This is a genomic window from Hymenobacter sp. DG01, from assembly GCF_006352025.1.
GTDB lineage: Bacteria > Bacteroidota > Bacteroidia > Cytophagales > Hymenobacteraceae > Hymenobacter.
Genome location: NZ_CP040936.1, coordinates 4,689,650 through 4,714,184 on the forward strand (window position 1 = coordinate 4,689,650; position 24,535 = coordinate 4,714,184).

Sequence of the window (24,535 nt, forward strand, 5' to 3'; positions counted from 1 at the left end):
AAAACGTACCTTTGAAATCCGCCCCACCCAGGGCGGATTTTTTGCTCTTATCCACCTATCCCACCCACTTTTCATCCCACCCCAATGGACCTCGAGTTCAACAAGAACGAAGACAGCATCAAGCAACTCAACTTTCAATTGCAGCAGCGTTTGCAGCGCGTGGCCCTGGGCGGCGGCGAGAAGCGCATCGCGGCTCACAAAGCCAAAGGCAAGCTCACGGCCCGGGAGCGAATAGCCTACCTGCTCGACAAAGACTCTGAAACCCTGGAAATCGGGGCGTTTGCGGGGGAGGGGATGTACAAGGAAGAAGGCGGCTGCCCCTCGGGAGGCGTGGTAGTGGTTATTGGCTGGGTGCAGGGCAGGCAGTGCGTGGTAGTCGCCAACGACGCCACCGTGAAGGCCGGGGCCTGGTTCCCGATTACGGCCAAGAAAAACCTGCGCGCCCAGGAAATCAGCATCGAAAACAAGCTGCCCATTATTTACCTCGTGGACTCAGCGGGCGTGTATCTGCCCATGCAGGATGAAATCTTTCCGGATAAAGAGCACTTCGGGCGCATCTTTCGCAACAACGCCGTGATGAGCAGCATGGGCATCGTGCAGCTGGCGGCCATTATGGGGCCCTGCGTGGCCGGTGGCGCCTACTTGCCCATTATGAGCGACGAGGCCATGATTGTGGACGGTACCGGATCGGTGTTTCTGGCGGGCTCCTACCTGGTGAAGTCGGCCATCGGCGAAACCATCGACAACGAAACCCTGGGCGGGGCTACTACCCACTCCGAAATTTCGGGCGTCACGGACTATAAGTTTGCCAATGACGAGGAATGCCTCGACCACATCCGTAACATCTTCGACAAGCTGGGTGGCCACGCCACGGCCGGCTTCTCGCGCAAGGCGGCGGCCCCGCCCAAGGAAAACCCCGCTGAAATCTACGGCCTGCTGCCCTCAGATCGGGTGAAGCCCTACGACATGATGGACATCATCCGGCGCCTGGTGGATGACTCGGAGTTTGAGCCTTACAAGGACCTCTATGGCCAGAGCCTCATCTGCGGCTTGGCCCGCATTGATGGCTGGGCCGTGGGCATTGTGGCCAACCAGCGCAAAATCGTGAAGACCAAGAAGGGCGCCATGCAGATGGGCGGCGTTATCTACTCTGACTCCGCCGACAAAGCCGCGCGCTTCATCATGAACTGCAACCAGAAGCGCATTCCGCTGGTGTTCCTGCACGACGTTTCGGGCTTTATGGTGGGTAGCCAGAGTGAGCACGGCGGCATTATCAAGGACGGGGCCAAGATGGTGAATGCCATGAGCAACTCCGTAGTACCTAAGTTTTCGGTGATTGTGGGCAACTCCTACGGGGCCGGTAACTACGCCATGTGCGGCAAAGCCTACGACCCGCGCCTGATTGTGGCCTGGCCCACGGCCCAGCTGGCCGTAATGAGCGGAGCCGCCGCCGCCAACACCCTCCTGCAGATTCAGGTAGCCGCCGCCGAAGCCAAGGGCGAAAAGCTCACCGACGAGGCCAAGAAGGAGATGTTCGACAAAATCAAGGCCCGCTACGACGAGCAACTCTCGCCCTACTACGCCGCCGCCCGCCTCTGGGTCGATGCTATTATTGACCCGCTGGAAACCCGCAAAGTCATTTCCCAGGGTATTTCAATGGCAAATCACGCGCCCACTGAAAAGGCCTACAATGTGGGCATAATTCAGGTGTGATGCTGAATAAGCTATAATGGAAAGAACAGTTTTCAATAACCCCGCAGTCTATTGGGTACTAGTAGTATCGTTGGGTGCTGGCTTACTATGGTCTGCTTACACCCTGACGACCGGCTTTAATATTTTGGTGGTTCTCCGGCTGCTATGGATGGCCGCGCTGCTATTCCTAGTAGTAACCAAGCATAAAAAAGCCTTGATAAATCTGAAGTGGTGGTTAATTATTGCATTTATAGTTGGCCCCGCTTTGAGTCTGGTCGGTCGTTTACTGAATGAAATGCTGGATGGATTTACGTCTTTCAGCGTTGAATTTTATCTATACAGATCAGTAGCGCTGATTATCGGACTTATCCTGCTCAATTATATTCGAAGCACCGTTACAGTTGAACAGGTAGAGTCGAACTAATCAATAGCTGTAAATGCCACATGGCCCGCCAGCACTACCCGGTGCGGCGGGCCGTATTCGTTTTAATCGGAAGCACCGGCCGCGTACCTTTGCCGCCTACCAAAGCGCCTACCCCTCCGTGACCGACGCAACCTCTGCCGCCTTCGAAAAAGCCCGTACCGGCCTCTGGACCAGCCTGCAGAAACACCTGGCGGCCGTGTACGCCGCCGAAAAAAGCTTTCTGGCCGCCACCGCTTTCGTGGAGGCCTACCCCTTTGCTCTGCACACCGCCACCGAGGAGCAGCAGGCCGCCTACTACAGCGCCCGCCGCAGCCTGCGCGACCTGCACACCGACGAAACCAACCAGCTCGACACCCTGGTAAAAGCCATCCGGACCAAAAGCTACTCCGAGGATCAGAAGAAGCAGCTCTACCTACTGATTCTGGGCTACATAGACATTGCGGCATCTGTGTTTGAGCTGCTGCACACCCACGTACCGGCCAGGCTGCCCGAGGACGAGGAGCTGACCGCCACCACCGATAAATTTGAGCGGGTACGCAAGTTTGCCCGCCTGAACGTGAAGGGTTTGGCCGGTTTGCTGGGGTAGGAGAGAAGGTGCTATCTTCCGGTGAAGTCCACCTCGTAACCCTCTTCGCCATGACCGCCGACTACCTCACCAGCGTCCGGAAGCAGTTCGAGTACTACAAGCAGCTCGGGGAGAAAACCTTTGCCCAACTGCCCGACGATGCCTTGTTCTGGCAATACAACCCCGAAAGCAATAGTATTGCCACCATCGTAAAGCACTTGTGGGGCAACATGCTTTCCCGCTGGACGGACTTTCTGACTACCGACGGCGAAAAGGAATGGCGCCAACGCGAAGCAGAGTTCGACAATGATTTGCTGACGCGGCAAGCCGTGCTGGCGAAGTGGACTGAAGGCTGGAACTGCCTGTTTTCCGCCCTGGATTCGCTGACGGAAGAAAACTGGCAGACGACCGTGTATATCCGCAACCAGGGCCACTCAGTAGTGGAGGCTATCAACCGGCAGCTGGCGCACTACCCCTACCACGTAGGGCAAATCGTGTTTATCGGGAAGATGGCACTGGATACGAAGTGGGCCTCCTTGTCTATCCCGCGCGGAAACTCTGCCGGCTACAACGCCGAGAAGTTTGCCCAGCCCAGGCATGATGCGCACTTCACCGACGAGTACTTAACGCCCAAACCGCAGTAAGCCGCCGCAACAATAGCTTCGCTCAGTAAACTGCCTGGAAGCAGAGGTAGCAAACCAGAGTAAGCACGCCCGTGCAGGAAATGCCGGCTGCAGGCAGCGCCCGTCGGCTTTGGGCCGTATAGCCCCTCTGGACTTAACACGGAAGGCTATGGCGAAGAAAACTGTCTCGGAAATAATAGTAGATACCCTGCAGGCCGCCGGCGTGACGCGGGTGTACGGGGTAGTGGGCGACTCGCTCAACGGCATTACCGATGAAATTCGGAAGCGGGAAGGCATTGAGTGGGTGCACGTGCGTAACGAGGAAGCCGGGGCCTTTGCTGCCGGGGCCGAGGCCCACTTGACCGGGACCCTGGCCGTGTGCGCCGGCTCCTGCGGCCCCGGCAACACTCACCTGCTCAATGGCCTCTACGATTGTCACCGCAGCCGCGTGCCGGTGCTGGCCATTGCGGCCCAGATTCCCAGCGTTGAAATCGGGACTCAGTACTTCCAGGAAACTCACCCTGAGCATACGTTTAAGGAGTGCAGCGCTTACTGTGAGCTGATCGGCATTGCGGACCAGACCGTGCGTACCACCGAAATAGCCATTCAGACGGCCCTGACCCAGCGCGGGGTGGCCGTAATTGTAGTGCCCGGCGACATCAGTCACCAGAAAGCTGAAGCTCCGGCCCCGCGTCTGCCCGTGTTGCGCAGTCGGGCTACGCTGGTGCCGGCCCAGGAGGATATTCGGGCGGCTGCCGACCTGCTGAATACAGCCGACAAAGTAACCATCATGGCCGGGGCAGGCTGCGCCGAAGCGCACGCCGAGCTGCTGCAGGTGGCTGAGTTGCTGGGCGCCCCCGTGGTACACGCCCTGCGCGGCAAGGAGTACGTAGAGCCCAACAACCCCTACGATGTGGGCCTGACCGGCCTGCTGGGGTTTTCCTCGGGCTACGAAGCCCTGATGGCTGCCGACGCCCTGCTTCTGCTCGGTACTGATTTCCCCTACGCCCAGTTTCTGCCCCAGGATGTGCGGGCCGTGCAAGTGGACGTGCGCGGGGAGCACATTGGCCGCCGGACGCGGGTAGAGGTAGGGCTGGTGGGCGATGTGGCGGCCACGCTACGGGAGCTGCTGCCCCTGCTCAACCACAAGCAGGACCGCCACCACCTGGTAAAAGCCCTGGAAAACTACCGCGACACCCGCGAAAGCCTCGATGAGCTGGCCACCGGAGAACCCGGCGATACCAGCATGCACCCCCAGTATCTGATGCGCCTGCTGAATGAGCAGGCTGCCGAAGACGCCATCTTCACCTGCGACGTGGGCACGCCTACCATCTGGGCGGCGCGCTACCTACGCATGAATGGCCGGCGCCGCCTGGTAGGCTCCTTCAATCACGGCAGCATGGCCAATGCCATGCCCCAGGCGCTGGGCGCCCAGCTGGCCTATCCCAACCGGCAGGTAATTGCCCTGGCCGGCGACGGAGGATTTGCCATGCTCATGGGCGAGCTGCTGACGCTGAAACAGCTGAAAGCCCCGGTGAAAGTTGTCATCTTCAATAACAACAGCTTGGGGTTTGTGGAACTGGAAATGAAGGCCGCCGGCCTGCTGGAATACGGCACCGAGCTGGAAAACCCGAGCTTCGCGGCGCTGGCCGAAGCGGCCGGGGTGCGCGGTATCCGGGTTACGGACCCGGCCCGGCTTCCGGCCGCCATTGCGGAAATGCTGGCTCACCCGGGTCCGGTTATTCTGGATGCCGTTGTTAAGCGGGCGGAGCTGTCCATGCCGCCTACCATTCAGAAAGAGCAAATGCTGGGTTTCAGCCTCTACACCCTAAAAGCTATTATGAGTGGCCGGGGCGATGAAGTGCTGGAGCTGGCCAAAACCAATCTGCTGCGCTAGCCGGGCACTGCCTGCTAGGTTAGAACGCGGGAAGCGGGCTGGTGCTTGCCCGGCCCAGGAGGGGTAGGGCAGGAGCCCAGCCGCCCGCCGGGGACGTTTACCTGGTATTTTGAACAATCTAGCCCTTTTGCTATGTTACTCAGAGGCAGCCGACGCCAGCAAAACCGCGTCGGTTGCTTTTATTTGCTCTTTCCGCCGTTAGGGCCGCCGTGTGCCGGCCCGTTTGTACGCTCCATGACCAATAAAGAAATCAAAGCCCTCATCTCCCTGCTCGACGACCCCGAAGTTGCCCCGCAGATTCAGGAGAAAATCCAGACCCTGGGCGAAACCATTATTCCGTTTCTGGAGGAGTCGTGGGAGGAAAGTCTGGACCCACAGCAGCAGCAGCGCCTCGAAGACCTGATTCACCACCTGCAGTTTGAGGGCCTGCAACAGCGCCTGCGCGTGTGGCGCGACTCGGGAGGCGAAAACCTGCTGGAAGGTATGTGGCTGCTAAACTCCTACCAGTACCCCGACGCCGATTTTCAGGTGCTGAACCGGGCCATCGAGCAGCTGCGCTTTGAGGCCTGGACTCTGCTGCAGCCCAATATGCACCCCGCCGACCAGGTTCAGACCCTAAACCACGTTCTGTTCCGGACGCATAAATTCGCTGCCAACACCCAGAACTTCCACTCCCCAGCCAACTCCATGCTGCACCGGGTGCTGGAAACCCGCCGGGGTAACCCGCTCACGCTCTGCGTGATTTACCTGCTGGTAGCCCAGCGGCTCAAAATGCCCGTGTTCGGCGTGAATCTGCCCAACCTGTTTGTGCTCACGTATCGTCCTGAGGGTGCCCTGGAGCCGTTTTATATCAACTGCTACAACCGTGGGCTGGTGTTGTCGCGCACCGATATTGAGCACTACATCGGGCAGCTTAACCTCACGCCCAACGAGATGTTCTTCGAGCCCTGCTCGCATATCGATATCGTGCGCCGGGCCCTGCGCAACCTGCAGCTCAGCTTCGAGAAGATGCAGGAACCGGCTAAGGCCGTTGAAGTAGGCCAGCTCCTGGCTATTCTGACCAGCGAATCGGACGCTACGGACGAAAACGCTGAGCCAAACGAAGAATAAGAAGAACCCCAACAGAAGGGCCGCTGATGAGACATCAGCGGCCCTTCTGTTGGGGTGTAAGCTAAGTAGGCTGGTTAGTGGCCTGATAAGATGGCCGGCCAGGAAATAGCGCTAAAACTTTTTAATCAGGCAGCCCGGCGCACGCTTATCAGCGACGCCAACCGGGCGGCCGGCCAGCAGGTTGTTGAGGGCATCGGCCAGGTAATGTTCTTTGGCGTAGCCTTCCACCTGCGGGTTATCATCGATGGCGCCTTTGTAGCGCACGGCAAAGCCGTTGTCAACAGGTTGGAGCACTACCACCTCCGGCGTTTTGGTGGCGCCCAGCAGCGAGCTTACTTTCTGGCCTTCATCGGTGAGCAGGGGTAGGGCCGCGCCCCCCGTAGTCTTGATTTTGAGCTTTTCGGCGTCGCCGGTATCTGCGCTGGCCTCCAGGTTGATGGGCGCATTCACAAACAGAAACGGTACGCCTTTGGCTCCGTAGTCGGCGCTAAGCGAGTTCAGGCGACCTTCGTAGAGCTTGGAAAAGGCACAGGTAGGATTCACGAATACCACCACCACGGCCTTGCTGCCCGCGTAGCTTTTCAGGGCAACTTCGGCATTGGCGCTGTTCTTCAGGCTGAAATCGGTAACTGAGCGGCTCCCCTGCGCCCGGGCTACCCCTACCGCAGCGGTGCAAAAAACCAGGGCAGCAGCAGCAATAAGTGAAAGGCGGCGAAGAGACATGAGAGGTAGTTTAGTGAAAGGGTGATGGAGCGAGTTAAGGTAAACATCCGTGAACAGGTAGGCGCAGTTCGCAAACCCGCTCGTTCACTTGGTTTACCTAATCCCCCACGGCGTAAGTTAAAACGTAGTCCGGACTTGGACGCAGGTAATGAATCTGGTGTTGGCTGCGGAAGTTTTCGAGGAGCAGGTGTCCCGTCAATACACCGGCCTCCCGCAGCTCAAACGGGCTGAGCAGTAGCTGCTCTTTAAACACCAGGCCCCGACGACTGTGCAGCTTGTAGAGCGTCTCTTTGGCACTCCAGTAGAGACAATATTTTGCTGTTTCGTTGCCGGCATCGGTCTGCTCGGTTTCCGATAGAAACCGGCGGGCCAACTGTTGCGCTTTGGTGCGGATCAGTTCAATATCTATGCCAACCGCAGCCTGCGTAGAAAGTAAACCGGCTACCCACTCGCCGGAGTGGGAAAGCGAAACCCCGAAACCCGGCAATTCGGCGAAGTAGGGGCGGCCATTGGCGTCGTTGTGCAGGGTAGCCGGGGCGTCGCTTAGCTCGCGCAGCAGCTGGTGAGCCAGCGTCCTTCCGCCCAGCCACTGCCGAGCCCGCAGCTCGTCGCGCCCATCGGGGTAGTGGGCCAGATAGTGCGCCTGAGCCGGCAGCAGCGGCCACAGCTCCTCAGCGGTTTCGGTGAGGAGCCAGAGGCCCAGCACGCAGGTTTGAGAAACAGGAGAAAGAGAATGAAGGGGCAAGGAGCGAATGCGTGAGTAAATGAAGAAGTGAAGGTACGGCGGCCGCGGTATAGCTGCCAGCCCAGGGCCCGCCCTGGCCCGCTACCGCAGGTTCCCGGCGGGTGAAGGGTTGGGCGCTTTGTTAGGGGTAGGCGCTGGCTGGGTGGTTCGAAAAAAGGTGGCCGCGCGGCTGGGCTACGGCCGCGTATTGTTCCGGCGGTATCTTTACGCACTTCTTCACCCCTTCAGCTATTCACGCCTTGTCTTCCCGTCCCCAGGTTCAGAAGGTTGCTACCCTCACCGGCCACCACGACTGCGTGTATGCCCTGGCCGGCACGGCCGGACAGGCCACGTTCTACTCTGCCGGGGCCGATGGAATGGTGGCCGCCTGGAACGCCGACGCCCCCGGACAGGACGGCGAGCTGGTGGCCAAAGTCGAATACTCGGTGTATGCCCTGCTGCACCTGCCCAAGCAAAACCTGCTAGTAGTGGGGCACAACTTTCAGGGCATTCAGGTGATTGACCTGGCCCGGAAAAAGCTGGCCTACGCCACGGCCCTACCCCCGGCAGCCATCTTCGACATTGCCCACTCCGAGGCGCGGCAGCGTCTTTACGTAGCGCTGGGCGATGGCACACTGGCGGTACTGCGGGCCGCCGACTTTGCCGTAGAAACCCTGGTGCGCCTCTCCGAGAAAAGTCTGCGCTGCCTGGCTCTGCACGAAGAGCGCGGGGAGCTGGCCGTAGGCGGCTCCGACTGGCAGGTGCGCGTTCTGAATGCCGATTCCCTGCAAACAAAACACGTCATTGAGGGCGCGACCAACTCCGTGTTCACTGCTGCCTACTCGCCCGACGGGCGCTACCTGCTCACGGCCGGGCGCGACGCGCACCTGCGCATCTGGGACGTAGCGGCCGGTTACCGGGAGCACCGCAGTATTGTGGCCCACATGTTCACCATCAACCACCTGGCCTTCTCGCCCGATGGCACCCTGCTGGCTACCTGCAGCATGGACAAGAGCATCAAACTCTGGGATGCCCGCTCCTGGGAGCTGCTGCGGGTGGTGGACCGGGCCCGCCACGCCGGCCATGGCACCTCCGTAAACAAGTTATTTTGGCCGGAAGGGCAGAATAGGCTAGTTTCGTGTAGCGACGACCGCAGCCTGGCCCTGTGGCAGATTAGTACCGAGTAGTTGGCCGTAAGCACCCGAGCCCCCGTGTTTGCCCCGGCTACCGGGCCGCTATAAGGTGTGCTGCCCCGCGGCCATTTTTGCGGCTACCCGCTGCCTGTTACCCCACTCACTACCCATGAAAATTACCGCCCTCGATATCCGGCAGAAAACCTTTGAAAAAGCCTTTCGGGGATTAGACAAGGACGAAGTGCAGGCCTTTTTGTTGACCCTTTCCCAGCAGTGGGAGCGGATGGGCGACGAAAACCGGGAGCTGCGCCTCAAGCTCGACCACGCTACTCAGGAAGTACAGAAGATGCGTGAGGTGGAAACCAGCCTCTACCGTACCCTGAAAACCGCCGAAGACACGGGCAACAGCATCACGGAGCAGGCCCAGCGCGACGCCCAGCTGCGCATTCGGGAAGCCCAGCTGCAGGCTGAGCAGCTGCTGGCCGATGCCCGCCAGAAAGCCCGCAGCGTGGTGGAAGACGCCTACCAGCAGGCTGAGCGCACCGTGGCCGACATGCAGAAGGAAGTAAGCAGCCTGGGCCAGGAGTGCCAGCGCCTGGAAAACCTGCTCGACGGCCTCACGCACGATTTGCACCGCCTGGCTTCTGATGCGCTGGATAAAGTTGAGAAGGCCCGCAGCCGCCCGAAAACCAGCACGGCCGCCATCCTTTCGCGGGCCGCGAGCGTAAAAGTGAACCGTCCGCACACGGCGGATGACTCACCTAAACCCGACGCTCCCATGTACGTTTCCACTGCTTCTACTTCTTCTGCCGCGGCGGTTGCCGGCGGTTCCACAGCTTCCTTCTCCGAGCCGGTAGCCACCCCGGCGCGCACCGCCCCGCCTGAGAAGCCTGCTACCACCGGTTACAACCCCAAACCCGGGCAGCAGCCCGACCCCGGCGCCCCGGCCCAGCAGCCTGGTCCCGAGATTGAGCGCCCCGGCAGTCCTGGCGAAAACCCCGGTATTTCGCCTGCCCCCCACATCGATCCGCCGAGTCCCTCGCGCGTGCCTGAGCCCGGCGCGCCGCAAGTGGAGCCCACCGCCCCCGATATTCAGCCCATCGGCCCCGGCCACCCCGAAATCAACCAGCCGGCCCCCGTTACGCACCCGGGCCAACCCAGCTTCGCGGCGGCCGCTTCTCTCAGTGAGAAGTCGTTTTTCGACGAGCTGTAAGCCTTCGTTGCTACCCCCTTTATTCGCACAAAGCCTACCTTTCGGGGTGGGCTTTGTTGTTTAGAGCTACAAAGTCGCCGGCCGACTTCTTTCTAGACACATCCCTACCCCTGGGTGCGCGCTACATTCCCTTGCACGTATTTTAACCATCTACTTCTTTACCACATGGGCCAGATTGCACTGGAAGGCATGGAGTTTTTTGCCTTTCACGGATACTACGACGAGGAGCAGAAAATCGGAAACAAGTACGGAATCGACCTCTACATTGACACCGACCTGCACGCGGCCGGCGCCTCCGACCAGCTGCGCGAAACCGTAAACTACGAAGTGCTTTACCGGGTGGTAGCCGAGGAAATGCGGGCCCCAGCCCGCCTGCTGGAGCACCTGGGCCACCGTGTGATGGATCGGGTGCTGGAAGAATTCCCGTACATCGAGGGCGTACGGGTGAGCGTGTCCAAATTCAATCCGCCGCTGGGCGGTATCTGCCACCGCGCCCGCATCACGTTGGAGCGACGCCGCTAACACCCCTACCCCCGGCCCATCAGCCAAGCCACCTCCAGCCGACCAGGGTTTGAGCAGAAAGAGGGGGTAGGCGAATGGGGCAAAAGGAGGGGGCATCAACCAGTACAGGTGCCGAGGCCATAGGGCCGGTTGCGTTACCCAGGAGCTCCTGCCTGCTTTATCTCGATCAGCAGGAGCTCCTGGGCGCGCCGAAAATCCCGGGGGCTTTTGTCGCTGACGATGCTGGAGAAGATAGGGTCCTCCCGGAGGCTGGTCCGTTCACCGGCCAGGCCGGGTATGCCATGAATGTGGCGCGCCGCCTGCAGGGCGTGGTAGCGGACCAGGTAGTCGGGGTGGGTGAGCAGGTTGATGATGCGCCGGATAATATCGGCGTTCAGTTGGGCGCGGGTGTAGTAATAGCCCAACCCGGTCAGCACCTCAATAAGAGTGTAGGTATCCCGGGCTTCGAGCACGCGGGCTACCTGGCGCAGATCCAACTGGGCAGGGTCAATCTGGCTGATGGCTTGCAGCACGTAGTTCGCCGCTTTAGGCAAATAGTTATTCAGGGCGGGTAGGGCCGGTCGGTGCCGCAGATACGCCAGTCCCAGCACAACGCGCGCATCGGCGGGGCCATGCTCCAAGGCGTGAATAAGCTCAGCGGCGGCCTGCTCTTGCTCCGCTGCTGACAGGCCACCAAGAGAAGCGGCAGCATCTATGACTGAGTCGAAGCCGTCGTGCCAGGCCAGGTAGTTGTCAATAGGCCCGAAAAAGGCGCGACGAAAGGATTCCATAGCATCCATAGCAGGAAAGAGCAGGCAGGTAAACGGAGGCGTAAAGCTAGGATAAGGAATTCATTAGCAGCAAGGTTGAATATTATACGAAAAAAATCGTAGATTAAACTTGCTTCTACGATACACTTCGTATATGTTTGATGTACGAACTGATTCGTAGTAAATGGCTGCCTGCTTTCCGGCGCGACGGAAAACCAACTGCAGGCAACGGTTGCGCATCAGCCAGACGTCTAACTCAGTACCGCTTACCGCTTTCATCATGAGTAAATCTTCCCTTCCCAAACCCACCGAATCGGAGCTGGAAATTCTGCAGGTGCTCTGGCAGCACGGCCCCAGTACCGTCCGCTTCGTCAACGACGAGCTGAGTCGCCGGCGCGAGGTGGGCTACACTACCACGCTCAAGCTGCTCCAGCTGATGCTGGAAAAAGGCCTGGTGCTGCGCGACGACGACAGCAAAACCCACGTGTACCGCGCCGCGGTGCGGGAGGAGGAAACCCAAGGCCTGCTGATTGACAAGTTCGTGGAATCGGCCTTTGGGGGCTCGGCCATGAAGCTGGTAATGCAGGCCCTGGGCAACCGGCGCACCTCCCGCGAGGAGCTGGCCCAGATCCGGCGCCTGCTCAACGACATCGAGATTCAAAACGACACAACCCCACCCTCAACCGACGACGCCCCATGAACTGGCTCGAACACCTTTTGCCGCCCGCGCTGATTCGCGCCCTGGGCTGGACGCTAGTGCACTCGTTGTGGCAGGGCGCCGTGGTAGCCCTGGCCCTGGCTGGCCTGCTGCTGCTGCTGCGTAAGCACAGCGCTGAGGTTCGCTACCGCACAGCCGGCCTGGGCCTGGCCGTGCTGCTGCTGCTGGCCGCCGTCACGTTTGGGCGCTACTACATGGCGGCCCCCGAGGAAGCAGTAGCCGTGGCCGGTTATATGGCCGGCAATGAAGCCGCCGTGCAAGCCGATGGCCTGGTAACAACCGAAGTACCCATCAGCGCGGCTCTCATTCCGGCCGATGGGGTAGCGACGACCCCGGCTCTGGTGATGGAGGCCGCGCCAACGGGCCTGCAGGCCTGGCTGGTGTACTTCGATCAGAACATTCCGGTGCTGGTGGCCCTGTGGCTGCTGGGGCTGCTGGCCATGACGCTGCGCCTGCTGGGCGGGCTGGCCTATGTGCAGCGCCTGCGCCGCTACCGGGTGCAGCCCCTGGCCCAGGAGTGGCAGGAGCGCCTGGCGGGCCTGGCTGCCCGGGCCGGCCTGCACCAGCCCATTGAGCTGCTAGAATCGGCGCTGGTGCGTGTACCGGTGGTGGTGGGCCATCTGCGGCCGGTGATTCTGCTACCCCTCGGCACCGTTACGGGCCTGAGCACGGGTTATCTGGAAGCTATTCTGGCCCATGAGCTGGCCCACGTGCAGCGCCGCGACTACCTCATGAACCTGCTGCAGTCCATTGCCGAAACCTTGTTCTTCTATCATCCGGCCGTGTGGTTTATGACCGCCTGTCTGCGCACCGAGCGCGAAAACTGCTGCGACGACGCGGCAACGGCCATGGTGGGTGGCAACCCCCTGACCGTGGCCCGCGCCCTGGCCGCCCTGGCCGAGCTGAGCGTGGCCCCCGAGCCGGTAAACCAGTTTGCCCTGTCGGCGCTGGGCCACGATGGTTCCGTGCTGGGCCGCATCCGGCGGCTGGTGCAGGGCCGCACGGCACCTACCTTCTCCGAGGGCTTTATGGCGGCCTGCGTAGTGCTGGGCGGCATGGTGCTGCTGACTTCGGCCGTGGCAATGGCCGACCCGCGCCCGACTCCCAGCCAAGAGGGAGGAAGCGGGGCCCTCGCCCGCCTGCCCTTCCTGGAAGCTGACCCCGATACGACCCGCAAAAAGGGCGAAGTAGCCGCCGAGTTTACCATTCCGGATGCTGACGTGCTCCTGTCGCCCTCCCTGGCCACCGAGGCCCCGGAAGCCGATCTGGCGCCAGTAGCGGAGGTAGCAGAGGTGGAAGAGGCCGGAATGCCCGTGGACATTTCGACCACCCAGGATGAGGATGATAAAGACAAGAAAAAGCGCCGCAAGGGCACCCGGCAGGTAGTAGTGGTGCAGGAGCCGGTCCGTAGGGGAGGAGCTGGTACGGTAGTCATAGAGAAAGACAAAAAAGGCCGGATTACCAACCTCTCAGTAAACGGGCAGCCGGTTGACACGGGCCAGGACGGCAAAAAGAAAAGCCGGAAGTCGGAGCAGCAGCAGGTAGAAGTTATTCGGGTGCCGGCCAACGGCTGGTCCGGCAATAACTTCCGCTTCGACGACAGATTTGCCCGCTCCTTTCAGTTCCGGGGCCTCGATGAGAGCGAAGTAGCCCGTATCCGCCGCGACGCCGACCGGGCCGTAGCCGACGCCCGCCGCCAGCTGCGCGAGAACCCACAGTGGCGCAGCAATACCCTGCGCTTCCGTGGCGAGCAAACCGACGCCCTGCGCCGCGCCGAGCAGAGCCTGCGCGAAGCCGTGAATAATGCCCGCACCGACGAGGAGCGCGAGAAAATGGAAGAAGCCCTGGAACGCCTCCACGACCGGCAGGAAAGCCTCCGCGAGCAGCTGCAGGAGCGCCAGGAAGTGCTGCAGGACGAAGCTGAGGAAGCCCGCAGCCTGAACGGAGGCCGCTGGAATGCTGACCTGAATGAGGAAGGCCACCGACGCCTGGGCGAAGCCGCCCGCCGCGAGGGCGACGTGGCCCGGCGCGAAGCAGACCGGGCCCGTCGGGAGGGCGAACTTGCCCGCCGCATTGGTGAGCTGGCCCGCCGCCAGGCCGCGGCCGACGTCCGCAAGGATACCCGCGAAGCCACCCGCCTCGGGCTGGAGATGAAGGCCCTGGAGCGCCAGCTGGAGGCTGCCCACCGCGAAACGGAAGCGGCGCACCGCGAGACAGAGGCCGCCCACCGCGAAACCGAGCGGGTAGAGCGCACGGTGCGTGCCGGCGGTGGTGCCGGCCGGCCGGCCTCGGCTGCCGAGGATGCCCTGCGGGCCGAGCTGCGCAAGGACGGTCTGATCAAAGACAGCGAGAATTTCCAGTTCAGCCTGACGACTACGGCTCTCACCGTAAATGGCAAAAAGCAGTCGGCAACCTTGCGCGACAAGTACCTGCGGCTGGTAGAAAAGCAGCGGGGTCGGAAACTAGGCCCGACTAGCTCCTACATCATCAACCGCCAGTCGTCGGGGAGCAGCACCAGCTACGGGCAGATGCAGGGCCCACGGCCCCCGCGCCCGCCCCGGGCACCTCAGGTACCGTTGGCCCCACTGCCACCCGTGCCGCCGGTAGCAGCCCCGGCCCCGCCAGCGCCCCCGGCGCCGCCCCAGGTCAACTCCGACGAGGTACGGACCGAGCTGCGCAAGGATGGCTTGCTGGGGGCCAATGAAAAAGCCTTCCAGCTCCAGCTCAACGAATCGGGACTGACGGTGAACGGCAAAAAGCAGTCAAATCAGCTGGCCGAAAAATACCGTCGCCTGCTGGGCTCGCCCGGCAGCAACGGCGGTACGACCCGCAGCAACATCCAGATTTCAGTGAGTGAGTAACCCGTAGCCTTACCATCCCGGCCGCCGCTGAAACGGCGGCCGGTTTTTTATAGCAAATTCTGAATGTGGCAGGCAACGGTTCCGGTAGGTGGCGCATCTATTGCAGCGTTCCGCCGGCGCCCAGGCCCGCGGCACCCTACCCCGCCCTGACGCCGCAACTCGGTCGTTGCCCATCGTCAGGTGAGTTGCTCACTTCTGTTCTCTACTGTTTGTCCCAGCTTTATTCCCGCCGATTTGTTGTGAACTGTTCGCGCGCCCTGTTTCTGGTTTGCCTGATGCTCCTGGCCGGTCTGGCCCGGGCTCAGGCGCCTGCTCCTGCCGCTACGGCTGCCGCCGTGCCGGCTCCTAAGCGCCAGCTACAGGCCCTGCGCATCACTGAGGCCATTAAGCTGGATGGGGCGCTGGATGAGGCCATCTGGCAGCAGGCCCCCATTGCCACTGACTTCATTCAGAACCGGCCCAACCCTGGTCCCCACGAGAAGCACCCTACCGAGGTGCGCGTGCTCTACGATGACGCCAACCTCTACATCGGGGCCATTATGCACGACGTGGCCCAGGACTCCATCATGCGCGAGCTTTCCCCTCGCGATGATGCCGGCAACACCGATTTTATTGGGGTGTTTCTGGATACCTACCACGACAAGATCAACGGCTACGGCTTCTTCGTGACGACGGGCGGGGTGCAGATGGACTGCCGCTACTCGCCGGCCGGGGGCGAGGACTTCAACTGGAACGCCGTGTGGGACTCACGCACCAGCATGCGCGGCACCGACTGGGTGGCCGAAATGCGGATTCCGTACTCGGCTATCCGATTCAGCAAAACCGCTGAGCAGCTCTGGGGCATCAACTTTATGCGCCAGCGCAAGCGCGACAACCAAGCCTTTTTCTGGAATGAAGTGAAGCCCGCGGTAGATGGGTTTGTGAACCAGTGGGGCGAGCTGCAGGGCCTGCGTGACATTCAGCCCCCGTTGCGCCTTTCGCTCACGCCCTACGTGTCGGGCTACGTGAATCACTACCCCTACAACGAGCAGGGCACCCGCAACTCCAGCACCAGCTTCAACGGCGGCGCCGACATCAAATGGGGCATCAATGAAAGCTTTACCCTGGATGCTACCTTAGTGCCCGACTTCGGGCAGGTACAGAGCGATAACCAGGTGCTGAACCTCTCACCCTTTGAGGTGCAGTTTCAGGAAAACCGGCAGTTTTTCACCGAAGGCACCGAGCTTTTCAACAAAGGCAACCTGTTCTACTCGCGCCGGGTAGGGGCTACCCCCATCGGGTTCAGCAACGTGTACGACCAGCTACGTGCCGGCGAAATGGGCACCGATGGCCGCCGCCGGCCCGGTGAGGTAGTGGTCAGCAATCCTGGCGTAACGCGCCTGCTTAATGCCACCAAGGTATCGGGGCGCACCAAGCAGGGGCTGGGGGTAGGCGTGTTCAACGCCCTCAGCAACGATGTGTACGCCACCGTGCGTGACTCCGTGGATGGGCGCGAGCGGGAAGTGCTGACCCAGCCCTTCAGCAACTACAACATTGTGGTGCTCGACCAGAGCCTGAAAAACAACTCCTACGTTTCCCTCATCAATACCAATGTAACGCGCTGGGGCAGCACCTACGACGCCAACGTAACGGGCGGGCTGTTCCGCTTCGCCAACAAGAAGAACTCCTACGCCATTGATGGCCGCCTGGTGTACTCGCGGCGGCGGGGGCAGCAGTTTGCCTCCGAGGAGCAAGTTGATGACCAAGATGGCTACAAGTATCAGGTGGGCATCAGCAAAATCAGCGGCAACTTCACCTGGGGCCTCAACCACGGCATTGAGTCGGATAAGTATAACCCGAACGATTTGGGCATTCTGTTCGGTAACAACAACATCAGCCAGGGGATATATGCCAACTACAACAAGTACAAGCCCTTCGGGAAGGTCAATAACTTTTACAGCTGGTACAATCTGAACCACTCTTTGCTCTACAAGCCTACCCGCTACCAGAACGTGAATGTGGCGGCCGGCTTCAACACCACTTTCACCAAGAATTTTCTGACGGTAGGGGCCAACTTCGACGCCAACCCCGTTACGCACGACTACTACGAGCCGCGCCAGTACCCGCTGGGCGACTACTACGTGCGCGTACCGGCCAATGCCAACGTGGGGGCTTTTCTCTCCTCGGATTACCGCAAGAAGCTGGCCTGGGACGTGAATGCCGGGGTGCGCTGGTATGCCCAGGACGAGCGCCTGGTGCGGGCCCGCCGCATGGGCTACGGCTGGACCGTGTCGCCGCGCTACCGCGTCAGCAACCAGCTCAATTTCCGCTACTCCCTCGACTGGAATCTGCGCCAGAACCAGGTGGGCTATGTGAACGGCGACCTGGATATGAGCCTGCCCGACGATGCCGATTTCCGCGACAAGTACCCCTCCGACGTGCTGCTGGGCCGCCGCCGGGTGCTGACCGTCACCAACACGCTGTCGGGGGCTTACACCTTCAACAACCGCATGTCCCTGACCATCCGGACGCGCCATTACACCAGCACCGTCAGCTACTTCGACTTCGCGCGCCTGGAAAAAAACGGCCAGGAAACGCTGGTGGACTATCGCCGCAACCGCGACAATACCTTCAATGCCTTTAACGTGGACGCGGTGTACTCTTGGTGGTTCGCGCCCGGCTCGCAGGTGAGCATTGTCTGGAAAAACGCCAGCTCCTCGTTCCTGGAGGCCAACGAGGCTACCCCCCTCTACTTCAGCAACCTCAACAATACCATCAACACCCCGCACAACAACAACCTCTCTATCAAGATCCTCTACTACCTGGATTACCTGATGCTGAAACGGCGCAGCTAACCAAGGCATGTAACGCGAAAATCCGTTTCGCGACGAGCCGCAGGCGAGTATTCGGAACTGCGCAAAACCATATACTCGCTTCGCTCGTCGCGAAACGGATTTTCGCGCTACAGCCCCAGCAATTCCTCGGCAGCGCCGAAGGCCGATTTGCGCCCGTCCATCACCTGCTGGCGGATGGCCGGCAGCTGGGCTGCTACGTCGGGGCGGGCGTAGAAGCGGGTTTCCAGGGCTTCCCGAATGGTTTCGTGGAGCCAGTGCAGGTTTTGCTCCTGGCGGCGGCGCTGAAAGTAGCCGCTCTGTTGGGTTTGCTGCACGTACTGCTCCACCACGGTCCACACCTCTGGCACGCCCGCTCCTGATACGGCCGAGCTGGTGGTAACCACCGGGCTCCAGGCGCTGGAAGCCAGCGGAAACAGGTGCAGGGCGTTCTGGTATTCGGCGCGGGCCCGGCGGGCAGCCTGCTCGTTGCCGCCGTCGGCTTTGGTGATGGTCACGGCATCGGCCATTTCCATAATCCCCTTCTTGATGCCCTGCAGCTCGTCGCCGGCCCCGGCCAGCATCAGCAGCAGGAAAAAATCGACCATGCCGTGCACGGCAGTTTCGCTCTGGCCTACCCCCACGGTTTCCACGAAGATGACATCGTGGCCGGCTGCTTCGCAGAGCACCAGAGCCTCGCGGGTGCTGCGCGTAACGCCGCCCAGACTGCGCCCGGCCGGGGAGGGCCGAATGAATGCCTGCGGATGGGCAGCCAGCAGGTTCATACGGGTTTTGTCGCCGAGGATGCTGCCGCCGCTGCGCTGGGAGCTAGGGTCCACGGCCAGCACGGCCAGGCGCTTGCCCTGCTCCTGCACCAGGTGTAGGCCCAGCGCCTCAATAAACGTACTTTTTCCTACCCCCGGCACGCCCGTAATACCCACCCGCACCGAGCGACCGGCGTGGGGCAGCACCGCATCCAGTACCTGCTGGGCCAGCACTTGGTCCGAGGGTAGGGTACTTTCGACCAGGGTAATGGCCCGGCTCAGCAGCACGCGGTTGCCGGAGAGGATGCCGTCGGTGTATTCAGAAACGGAAAAGCGCTTGGCCATTAGAGCAGAAACGTAGCCGGGCGAGAAAAGTAGCGCGCCGGCCGGGTAATAGAGCCGCAAACTACCCCATATCGTACATTTGAAAAAATGGCCGCAGGGCCGCCTCGTCCTTCTTTCGTCTTACCCTCATCAGCGCCAGCATTATGGGCAAAACCTTCTACTCTCTCTTGGCGGCCCTGTTGCTGGGCAGCACTTTGCCGCTATATGCCCAAAACGAGCTGAGCAACTTCACGGCCACCGGCCGCGGGGGCGTAGCTACCACCTTCGCCACCGATTATCAGGCTATTGGTATCAATCCGGCCAACCTGGGTCGGGTGGGCGGGGCTACGGTGGCCTTCACCATCGGGGAGTTTGGGGTAGGGGCGGGCTCTCAGTCGCTCACGCGCCAGCAGCTGCGTCGCTTTATCACCGATACCAACCAGGGCCTCACGCTGGCCGATAAGCAGGAACTGGCCCGAGCTTTCACCTCCGATAATGCCCTCAACTTCAACGCAGATGCTACCACCCTGGCTCTAGCTGTGCAGCTGCCCGTGGTGGGGGGCATTGCCATCAGTAACCGGGTGCGTACGGCCGGGCACGTTGGCCTGAACCAGAACGCCGCCGAAATTACCTTTCTGGGCCGCGACGCGCCCATTTACGCCTCGGCCAGCGCCGGCAACCTGCCGCTGGTATCAGAGGCCCTAGCCGGCACCGATATTCAGCTGGCCGTGCTGAATGAGTTCAACCTGGCCTGGGGCACCCGCCTGATTGATCTGCCCTTGTTTCAGCTTTCGGCCGGGGCGGGCTACCGCTACATTCAGGGGGTAGGCATTATTGATATCCGGGTGCAGCCGGGTAACCTACGGGCCTACAGCTCTATGTCGCCGGTGTTTGATATTGATTATGGCAGCATGGTTAACAATCCCAGCTTCAACCTGCAGGAAGGGTCGGGGCTGCATCCCGTCGGGAAAGGCCACGGCTTCGACCTGGGGCTGGCGGCCGAGGTAGGCAAAGCACTGCGCCTGGGCGTGGCCGTCACCGACCTGGGGCACATGACCTGGGAGGGCAATCTGCTCACGGCCAACGACCAGAAGCTGAAGCGGCTGAAATCGGAAGGGGTAGGCAGCTACAATTTTTTCAAGGAAGCCGCTGAAATCTTCGCCACCGGCACCGACAGCCTGTTCACCTACGAAACCGGCCAGGAGCGCCGGGCTGAGCTGCCCACCAAGCTCCGGGCCGGGGCGGGCCTGCGCATCAGCGAGTATTTTGAGGCCGGCCTCGATGTGACCCTGCCGCTAAACAACGTAGCCGGCAACATTACTACCCCCTTCGTGGGCGCCGGCCTCGACTATAAGCCCACGCGCTGGCTGCGACTGAGCAGCGGCCTTACCGGCGGCGCGGGTTACGGCGTGAGTGTGCCTTTCGGCATTACTCTGGCTACCAAGGTGTACGAAGCCGGCATCAGCACCCGCGACGTAGCCGGCCTGCTCACCTCCGAAAACCCTTACCTATCGGCTGCCGGGGGCTTCCTGCGGTTTAAGCTGGGAGGCCGGAGTCAGTAGCGGTGAGATAGTGAAATGGTAAAATAGTGCGTTGTCATGGCGAGGGTACTGAAGCCATCCGTCCTGACCAACGCCCTACCCCCTCATGATGTGGCAAGCCCTTACCTCCGTACTGAAAGTAAGGGCTTGTTTGTTTATCAGAATTATCACAGAGGCGAGAAAGGATGGCTTCAGTGCCCTCGCCATGACTCACTTACTGATTCACTTATTTCCCAGGCTCCGTGATAAAGTTGGGCAGGCCGAGTTTGCTGCGGCGGCCGCCGAGCTTTAAGCCGTTGTCGATATACTTGGCGGTGGCGGAGTTGGGGTTCTGGATGATGCCCAGGAACATATTGTCCTCGCGGGCCACGTAGATGTTACCGTCGGGGGCACGTTGCAGGGAGCCTACTTTGCGGTTAGCCGATTTGCCGACCACGGTGGCTTTGCCGGTTTTCAAGTCGAACTGGAAAATCTGAGCTTCACCGCCGCCTTCGCCATTGCTGGAGCCATAGAGCTTGCTGCCATCAGGCGAAAACTCTACCCCGTAGGCTTCGGGGTAGGGTGCGAAGGATTTGGCGTTGTGCACCTGCCCGGTAGCACGGTCAAAGTCGAACACCTCGTACTTATTGGCCTCGCGCCAGAGGGCCACGGCCAGCTTGCGGCCATCGGGCGAAAACTTCATGGCCCCAATGGCGTTGCGGCCGGGGCCGGCATGCATGCTGCCCACGTTGCTCATAATAGGCTTGCTTTCCACCCCATCAGGAGTCACCAGGAAGCTCACGAAGGCGTTGGAGTTCCAGCGGTGGGCCACAATCCAGACGTCGCGGCCGTTTTGGTGGCGCACGGCGGCCAGCTTCTCGGCCACGGGCGTGATGAGCAGGGCGTTGGAGCGGGGTACGTCGCCGAGGCCATTTTCGCGGGTCATGTCCACGATGGAGTAGCGCAGGCCGTTGGGGCCACCCTGGGCGCCCACCGTAAACACGTAAAACACGTTGCCGCTACCCGGATCGGGCACGATGAGGGCACTTTGGGTGCTGGAGTTGGAGCCCATCAGCTTTTTACCGTTGGGCATTACCTGGTGCTGACGGTTGAATACAAATTCGCCGTTGGTGTAAAATAGCAGCTGGCCCTGCTGGTTGGTCGCCACCGCCGAGCCCTCGTAGGTGGTCATTTTGCTGGTCAGCAGGGGGGTAGGTGCAGAGCCATCAGCCGGAAACGTAAGTCCGGCCTGCTGGCCAAATAGCCAGATAGATTGCTCCCGTTGAGCCAGCACCGCACCGGGCAACAGCAGCGCCAGCAGCAACGGCAGAAGTGAAAGTCGTTTCATAGAAGTCAGTCGTGTAAGCGCGCAGGTAGAACGCAATTTCGTGCCAAACTAGGGTGAGAGGGTGAATGGTAACGAGGTAAAGGGTTAGGAGGGGAGGTGGCAGAACTCATAGAACGTCATGTCTCGGCAAGCTCGGCATGACGTTCTTTTTACCCTATTATCTCATTACCCCATCACATCACTAAATTTCCCACTCTCCGGCCAGCAGGCGTGGGATGATGGGTTGGATAATGCGGTAGCTGGCACCCCACAACGGGTAATTATTGCCCACGCGGTAGAACGGCACGAGGCGGGGGCCGGGCCAACCGGCTAGCTGCCAGGTTTCCTCAGTATGGTTCGTGACGTCGGAGAGGTGGCGCAGCGGAATCTCCAGCACCTCATCAATTTCCGAGGTTTGCCACTGCCAGACTTCCGGCCGCCGGATACGGCCCAGAAACGGCGCGATGCGGAAGCCGCTGGGCACTGCTACGGGAGGTAGGGCGGCCAGCACTTCCACGTTGGAAGGGGGTAGGCTGACTTCCTCGAACGCTTCACGCAGGGCCGTGGCCTGCAGGTTTTCGTCCTCGGGCTCGTGCTTGCCACCGGGGAAAGCCAGCTGGCCGCCGTGCACGCCAAACGCCGCCCGGCGCACCATCACTACCTGAATTTCGCCGTGCTCGTCGCGAAACACGGGCACCAGCACGGCCGACTCGCGCAGGTTTTTCGGAACAATGAAATCGTAAATGCTAGGGGTTGCCATGGGTGCAAGGTACGCACCGCTCGGCCTCCCTGTTCGGCTAGCGCACGGAGTACGCCCCGGCATTGCCCACGGTAACTAAGGGCAGTTGGCGGTTATCCTCAAAATATTGATAGCCTTCGGCCAACTGCTGCCAGAACCCCAGGTGCGGGCTCATCAGGTGGCGGGCCAGGTTCTCAGGGGTAAGCTCAAAGGGGAAAATGTGAACCGGAATAGCCGTTTGCCCAGCCGCGCGGGCCTCCACGGCCAGCACGTACAGCTCCCGGATTCCGGCGTCGGTGATGGGTAGGCAGCCGATGGTGACGTTGGAGCCGTGAATGAAGATGTCATTGCCGGGGTCGAGGGTGGCGCTGCGGTACCGGTCGGCGGCGTTGGGGTAGTCGAGGCCCAGGGACAGGTGATACTTGCTGTCGGGGTTGAACCGGTCGATGGTGTAGAAGCCTTCCGGAATCTGACCGTCGCCGGCCTGGCGCTTGGGCCCGAGTGTGCCCGAGGTGCCGGCCAGCCGGAAGGTGCGCAGCAGCACAAACTGCCCGGTGCCCTGATTGCGGCCCCACACCTCCAGCCGCCGCCCTACCTTAAACGCCCGCAGAAACAGCTCCAGCCGCTCAGGCGCCAGCCCGTGCCGACGGAGCAGGGCGTGGGCGGCCGTTTCGTGCAGAGTGTAGGCCGCCCGCACGCGCGGAAACCGGAGCTGCTCGCTGCGGAACGTGGGGTTGGGCTCGGGGCGGCGGGCCGAAGAGCGGGCATAGAGGGCGAGCAGCAAGGCCGCTCCAACCAGCGCTAGAAAACGCATAGCATAAAGAATAACAGGCTCCCGAAAACGTAGCCGGGATGCAGTGCAACCTCAACGGTAACCGCTCAGGGCTTAGTATAGGCGAAGAGGTATATAGAAAAATAAACCTGATTTCTGGTTAGGTTAGGGAAGTAGAACGTCATCATCCACCGGCCGTTTTTCGTACCGCTGCTATGCCTTCCGCTTCTGCCCTTTCCGTGGCTGCTCCCGCAGTAGCCTACCGCCCCGATCCGCTGGGTCACGATTTTGAACAGCTCGTGCTTCCCCAGCCCCACGATTATGAGGGCCGGGTGCAGGCCGTGCTGGTGCGCTACCGCCGCGAGCCGCCACAACCTGCCGGCCGGGCGGTGCTCTACGTGCACGGCTTCAACGACTACTTTTTTCAGCGCGAAATGGCCGTGGAGTACACCCGGCACGGCTGCCGGTTCTTCGCCCTCGATTTGCGCAAGTACGGCCGGGCCCTGCTACCCCACCAGCGGCCCAACAACGTGCGCGACCTGACCGAATACTTCGCCGATCTGGATGCGGCCCTGGCTCAGCTGCGGGCCGAAGGCTACGCGGATGTGGTACTAAGCGGGCACTCTACCGGCGGCCTCATCACAGCCCTGTATGCGGCCCAGCGCCCCGAAGCCGGGCTGACGGCGTTGGTGCTGAACAGCCCGTTTCTGGAGCTGCGCCAGCCCTGGCTGCGGCGGCACGTAGCGGTGCCCCTGGCCGTGGCCGTGGGCGCCCGCTGGCCCGATTTGCCCCTGCCCGCTGGCCTACCCGATACTTACGGCCAAAGCCTGCACCGGGCCTACCGCGGCTGCTGGGACTACGACCTGGCCTGGAAGCCTAACCACGTTTTTCGGGTGAATGCAGGGTGGCTACGGGCAATCCGGCGGGGTCAGGCACAAGTACGACGCGGACTGGGGCTGCCCCTGCCGGTGCTGGTACTCCACGCCGAGCGCAGCGCCGGCGGCAGCAGTTGGCACCCCGACTTCCAGCGCGCCGACATCGTCCTGAACGTGGCCCACATCAAAGCCCTGGCCCCGCGCCTGGGTTCGCAGGTAACCGTGCAAGCCATACCCGGCGCCGTCCACGATGTCTTTCTATCGGCCCCAGAAGTGCGCGCCTCGGCGTATGAGCAAGTGTTTCAGTGGCTGGCTGAAGTGGTGAAATAAGGTTGCTGAAACATCTCACGGTAGCACATGCTACCCTCAAGCCGTAACTGAAACCCAGAGCTAGCAACTAGTTCCCCTCCTCAGATGAGGAGGGGCTAGGGATGGTTGAAAGACTAGAGC

Annotated in this window: 20 protein-coding genes; 13 read left to right on the forward strand and 7 right to left on the reverse strand. The window is 61.2% G+C overall.

Features of this window, described 5'->3' with window-relative positions; translation table 11 throughout:
- Positions 1–84: 84 nt before the first annotated feature.
- The 5 genes from FGZ14_RS20030 (at position 85) to FGZ14_RS20050 (ending at position 6,311) form a co-directional block, all read left to right on the forward strand.
- The gene (locus FGZ14_RS20030) at positions 85–1,713 is read left to right on the forward strand and encodes an acyl-CoA carboxylase subunit beta (protein WP_139925922.1); all 1,629 of its coding nucleotides are present in this window, start codon (positions 85–87) and stop codon (positions 1,711–1,713) included.
- A gap of 521 nt (positions 1,714–2,234) precedes the next feature.
- On the forward strand, positions 2,235–2,702 hold the full coding sequence (locus FGZ14_RS20035; RefSeq protein WP_139925923.1) for a hypothetical protein: 468 nt from the start codon (positions 2,235–2,237) through the stop codon (positions 2,700–2,702).
- Positions 2,703–2,752: 50 nt separating this feature from the next.
- On the forward strand, positions 2,753–3,325 hold the full coding sequence (locus FGZ14_RS20040) for a DUF1572 domain-containing protein (protein WP_139925924.1): 573 nt from the start codon (positions 2,753–2,755) through the stop codon (positions 3,323–3,325).
- A gap of 148 nt (positions 3,326–3,473) precedes the next feature.
- Positions 3,474–5,201, forward strand: coding sequence for a ubiquinone-dependent pyruvate dehydrogenase (gene poxB / locus FGZ14_RS20045; RefSeq protein WP_139925925.1), 1,728 nt, complete (start codon positions 3,474–3,476; stop codon positions 5,199–5,201).
- 234 nt (positions 5,202–5,435) lie between these two features.
- On the forward strand, positions 5,436–6,311 hold the full coding sequence (locus FGZ14_RS20050) for a transglutaminase-like domain-containing protein (protein WP_139925926.1): 876 nt from the start codon (positions 5,436–5,438) through the stop codon (positions 6,309–6,311).
- Between the two features lie 111 nt (positions 6,312–6,422).
- Here FGZ14_RS20050 and FGZ14_RS20055 read toward each other — a convergent pair whose 3' ends face one another.
- Positions 6,423–7,034: a redoxin domain-containing protein gene (locus FGZ14_RS20055; RefSeq protein WP_139925927.1), complete on the reverse strand. Its 612-nt coding sequence runs from the start codon at positions 7,032–7,034 to the stop codon at positions 6,423–6,425.
- A gap of 97 nt (positions 7,035–7,131) precedes the next feature.
- On the reverse strand, positions 7,132–7,779 hold the full coding sequence (locus FGZ14_RS20060) for a 4'-phosphopantetheinyl transferase superfamily protein (RefSeq protein WP_180754428.1): 648 nt from the start codon (positions 7,777–7,779) through the stop codon (positions 7,132–7,134).
- Between the two features lie 239 nt (positions 7,780–8,018).
- Between FGZ14_RS20060 and FGZ14_RS20065 the strand changes: the two genes are divergently transcribed.
- The 3 genes from FGZ14_RS20065 to folB all read left to right on the forward strand — a co-directional run bounded on the left by FGZ14_RS20065 (position 8,019) and on the right by folB (position 10,626).
- Positions 8,019–8,945: a WD40 repeat domain-containing protein gene (locus tag FGZ14_RS20065; RefSeq protein WP_139925929.1), complete on the forward strand. Its 927-nt coding sequence runs from the start codon at positions 8,019–8,021 to the stop codon at positions 8,943–8,945.
- A gap of 115 nt (positions 8,946–9,060) precedes the next feature.
- Positions 9,061–10,104 carry a DivIVA domain-containing protein gene (locus FGZ14_RS20070; RefSeq protein WP_139925930.1) on the forward strand — a complete coding sequence of 348 codons (1,044 nt, stop codon included), beginning with the start codon at positions 9,061–9,063 and terminating at the stop codon, positions 10,102–10,104.
- 165 nt (positions 10,105–10,269) lie between these two features.
- Positions 10,270–10,626, forward strand: coding sequence for a dihydroneopterin aldolase (gene folB, locus FGZ14_RS20075; protein ID WP_110977029.1), 357 nt, complete (start codon positions 10,270–10,272; stop codon positions 10,624–10,626).
- A gap of 134 nt (positions 10,627–10,760) precedes the next feature.
- Here the strand turns inward: folB and FGZ14_RS20080 are convergent, their stop codons facing one another.
- Complete coding sequence (locus FGZ14_RS20080) at positions 10,761–11,396, reverse strand: hypothetical protein (RefSeq protein ID WP_139925931.1); 636 nt, start codon at positions 11,394–11,396, stop codon at positions 10,761–10,763.
- 259 nt (positions 11,397–11,655) lie between these two features.
- Here FGZ14_RS20080 and FGZ14_RS20085 point away from each other — a divergent pair, with 259 nt between their 5' ends.
- The 3 genes from FGZ14_RS20085 (at position 11,656) to FGZ14_RS20095 (ending at position 17,788) form a co-directional block, all read left to right on the forward strand.
- The gene (locus FGZ14_RS20085; protein WP_139925932.1) at positions 11,656–12,075 is read left to right on the forward strand and encodes a BlaI/MecI/CopY family transcriptional regulator; all 420 of its coding nucleotides are present in this window, start codon (positions 11,656–11,658) and stop codon (positions 12,073–12,075) included.
- Positions 12,072–14,954: a M56 family metallopeptidase gene (locus FGZ14_RS20090; protein WP_139925933.1), complete on the forward strand. Its 2,883-nt coding sequence runs from the start codon at positions 12,072–12,074 to the stop codon at positions 14,952–14,954. Before FGZ14_RS20085 ends, FGZ14_RS20090 begins: the two co-directional genes overlap by 4 nt.
- Positions 14,955–15,193: 239 nt before the next feature.
- Positions 15,194–17,788 (forward strand): DUF5916 domain-containing protein, encoded by a 2,595-nt coding sequence (locus FGZ14_RS20095; RefSeq protein ID WP_139925934.1) that lies wholly within the window; start codon positions 15,194–15,196, stop codon positions 17,786–17,788.
- Positions 17,789–17,895: 107 nt separating this feature from the next.
- Here the strand turns inward: FGZ14_RS20095 and meaB are convergent, their stop codons facing one another.
- Positions 17,896–18,873: a methylmalonyl Co-A mutase-associated GTPase MeaB gene (meaB, locus tag FGZ14_RS20100; protein ID WP_139925935.1), complete on the reverse strand. Its 978-nt coding sequence runs from the start codon at positions 18,871–18,873 to the stop codon at positions 17,896–17,898.
- Between the two features lie 143 nt (positions 18,874–19,016).
- On the opposite strand from meaB, the gene FGZ14_RS20105 reads away from it, so the two are divergent.
- On the forward strand, positions 19,017–20,414 hold the full coding sequence (locus tag FGZ14_RS20105) for a DUF5723 family protein (RefSeq protein WP_139925936.1): 1,398 nt from the start codon (positions 19,017–19,019) through the stop codon (positions 20,412–20,414).
- A 205-nt stretch (positions 20,415–20,619) separates the two neighbouring features.
- Here FGZ14_RS20105 and FGZ14_RS20110 read toward each other — a convergent pair whose 3' ends face one another.
- From FGZ14_RS20110 to FGZ14_RS20120, 3 genes are all read right to left on the reverse strand, one after another.
- The gene (locus tag FGZ14_RS20110) at positions 20,620–21,720 is read right to left on the reverse strand and encodes a YncE family protein (RefSeq protein ID WP_139925937.1); all 1,101 of its coding nucleotides are present in this window, start codon (positions 21,718–21,720) and stop codon (positions 20,620–20,622) included.
- 181 nt (positions 21,721–21,901) lie between these two features.
- Positions 21,902–22,459 carry a CoA pyrophosphatase gene (locus tag FGZ14_RS20115; RefSeq protein WP_180754429.1) on the reverse strand — a complete coding sequence of 186 codons (558 nt, stop codon included), beginning with the start codon at positions 22,457–22,459 and terminating at the stop codon, positions 21,902–21,904.
- Between the two features lie 37 nt (positions 22,460–22,496).
- Complete coding sequence (locus tag FGZ14_RS20120) at positions 22,497–23,252, reverse strand: murein L,D-transpeptidase family protein (RefSeq protein ID WP_219601037.1); 756 nt, start codon at positions 23,250–23,252, stop codon at positions 22,497–22,499.
- 173 nt (positions 23,253–23,425) lie between these two features.
- On the opposite strand from FGZ14_RS20120, the gene FGZ14_RS20125 reads away from it, so the two are divergent.
- Entirely contained in the window at positions 23,426–24,415 is a 990-nt protein-coding gene (locus FGZ14_RS20125) for an alpha/beta hydrolase (RefSeq protein WP_139925939.1), read from the forward strand.
- Positions 24,416–24,535 lie beyond the last annotated feature (120 nt).

Bases quoted from the DNA above. Each gene is read 5' to 3' on its own strand.
- FGZ14_RS20085 (WP_139925932.1), top strand. From the start codon at position 11,656: ATGAGTAAATCTTCCCTTCCCAAACCCACCGAATCGGAGCTGGAAATT.
- poxB (WP_139925925.1), top strand. From the start codon at position 3,474: ATGGCGAAGAAAACTGTCTCGGAAATAATAGTAGATACCCTGCAGGCC.
- FGZ14_RS20110 (WP_139925937.1), bottom strand. From the start codon at position 21,720: ATGAAACGACTTTCACTTCTGCCGTTGCTGCTGGCGCTGCTGTTGCCC.
- FGZ14_RS20105 (WP_139925936.1), top strand. From the start codon at position 19,017: ATGGGCAAAACCTTCTACTCTCTCTTGGCGGCCCTGTTGCTGGGCAGC.
- FGZ14_RS20055 (WP_139925927.1), bottom strand. From the start codon at position 7,034: ATGTCTCTTCGCCGCCTTTCACTTATTGCTGCTGCTGCCCTGGTTTTT.
- FGZ14_RS20070 (WP_139925930.1), top strand. From the start codon at position 9,061: ATGAAAATTACCGCCCTCGATATCCGGCAGAAAACCTTTGAAAAAGCC.
- FGZ14_RS20115 (WP_180754429.1), bottom strand. From the start codon at position 22,459: ATGGCAACCCCTAGCATTTACGATTTCATTGTTCCGAAAAACCTGCGC.
- folB (WP_110977029.1), top strand. From the start codon at position 10,270: ATGGGCCAGATTGCACTGGAAGGCATGGAGTTTTTTGCCTTTCACGGA.
- meaB (WP_139925935.1), bottom strand. From the start codon at position 18,873: ATGGCCAAGCGCTTTTCCGTTTCTGAATACACCGACGGCATCCTCTCC.
- FGZ14_RS20090 (WP_139925933.1), top strand. From the start codon at position 12,072: ATGAACTGGCTCGAACACCTTTTGCCGCCCGCGCTGATTCGCGCCCTG.
- FGZ14_RS20040 (WP_139925924.1), top strand. From the start codon at position 2,753: ATGACCGCCGACTACCTCACCAGCGTCCGGAAGCAGTTCGAGTACTAC.
- FGZ14_RS20120 (WP_219601037.1), bottom strand. From the start codon at position 23,252: ATGCGTTTTCTAGCGCTGGTTGGAGCGGCCTTGCTGCTCGCCCTCTAT.
- FGZ14_RS20125 (WP_139925939.1), top strand. From the start codon at position 23,426: ATGCCTTCCGCTTCTGCCCTTTCCGTGGCTGCTCCCGCAGTAGCCTAC.
- FGZ14_RS20050 (WP_139925926.1), top strand. From the start codon at position 5,436: ATGACCAATAAAGAAATCAAAGCCCTCATCTCCCTGCTCGACGACCCC.
- FGZ14_RS20080 (WP_139925931.1), bottom strand. From the start codon at position 11,396: ATGGAATCCTTTCGTCGCGCCTTTTTCGGGCCTATTGACAACTACCTG.
- FGZ14_RS20030 (WP_139925922.1), top strand. From the start codon at position 85: ATGGACCTCGAGTTCAACAAGAACGAAGACAGCATCAAGCAACTCAAC.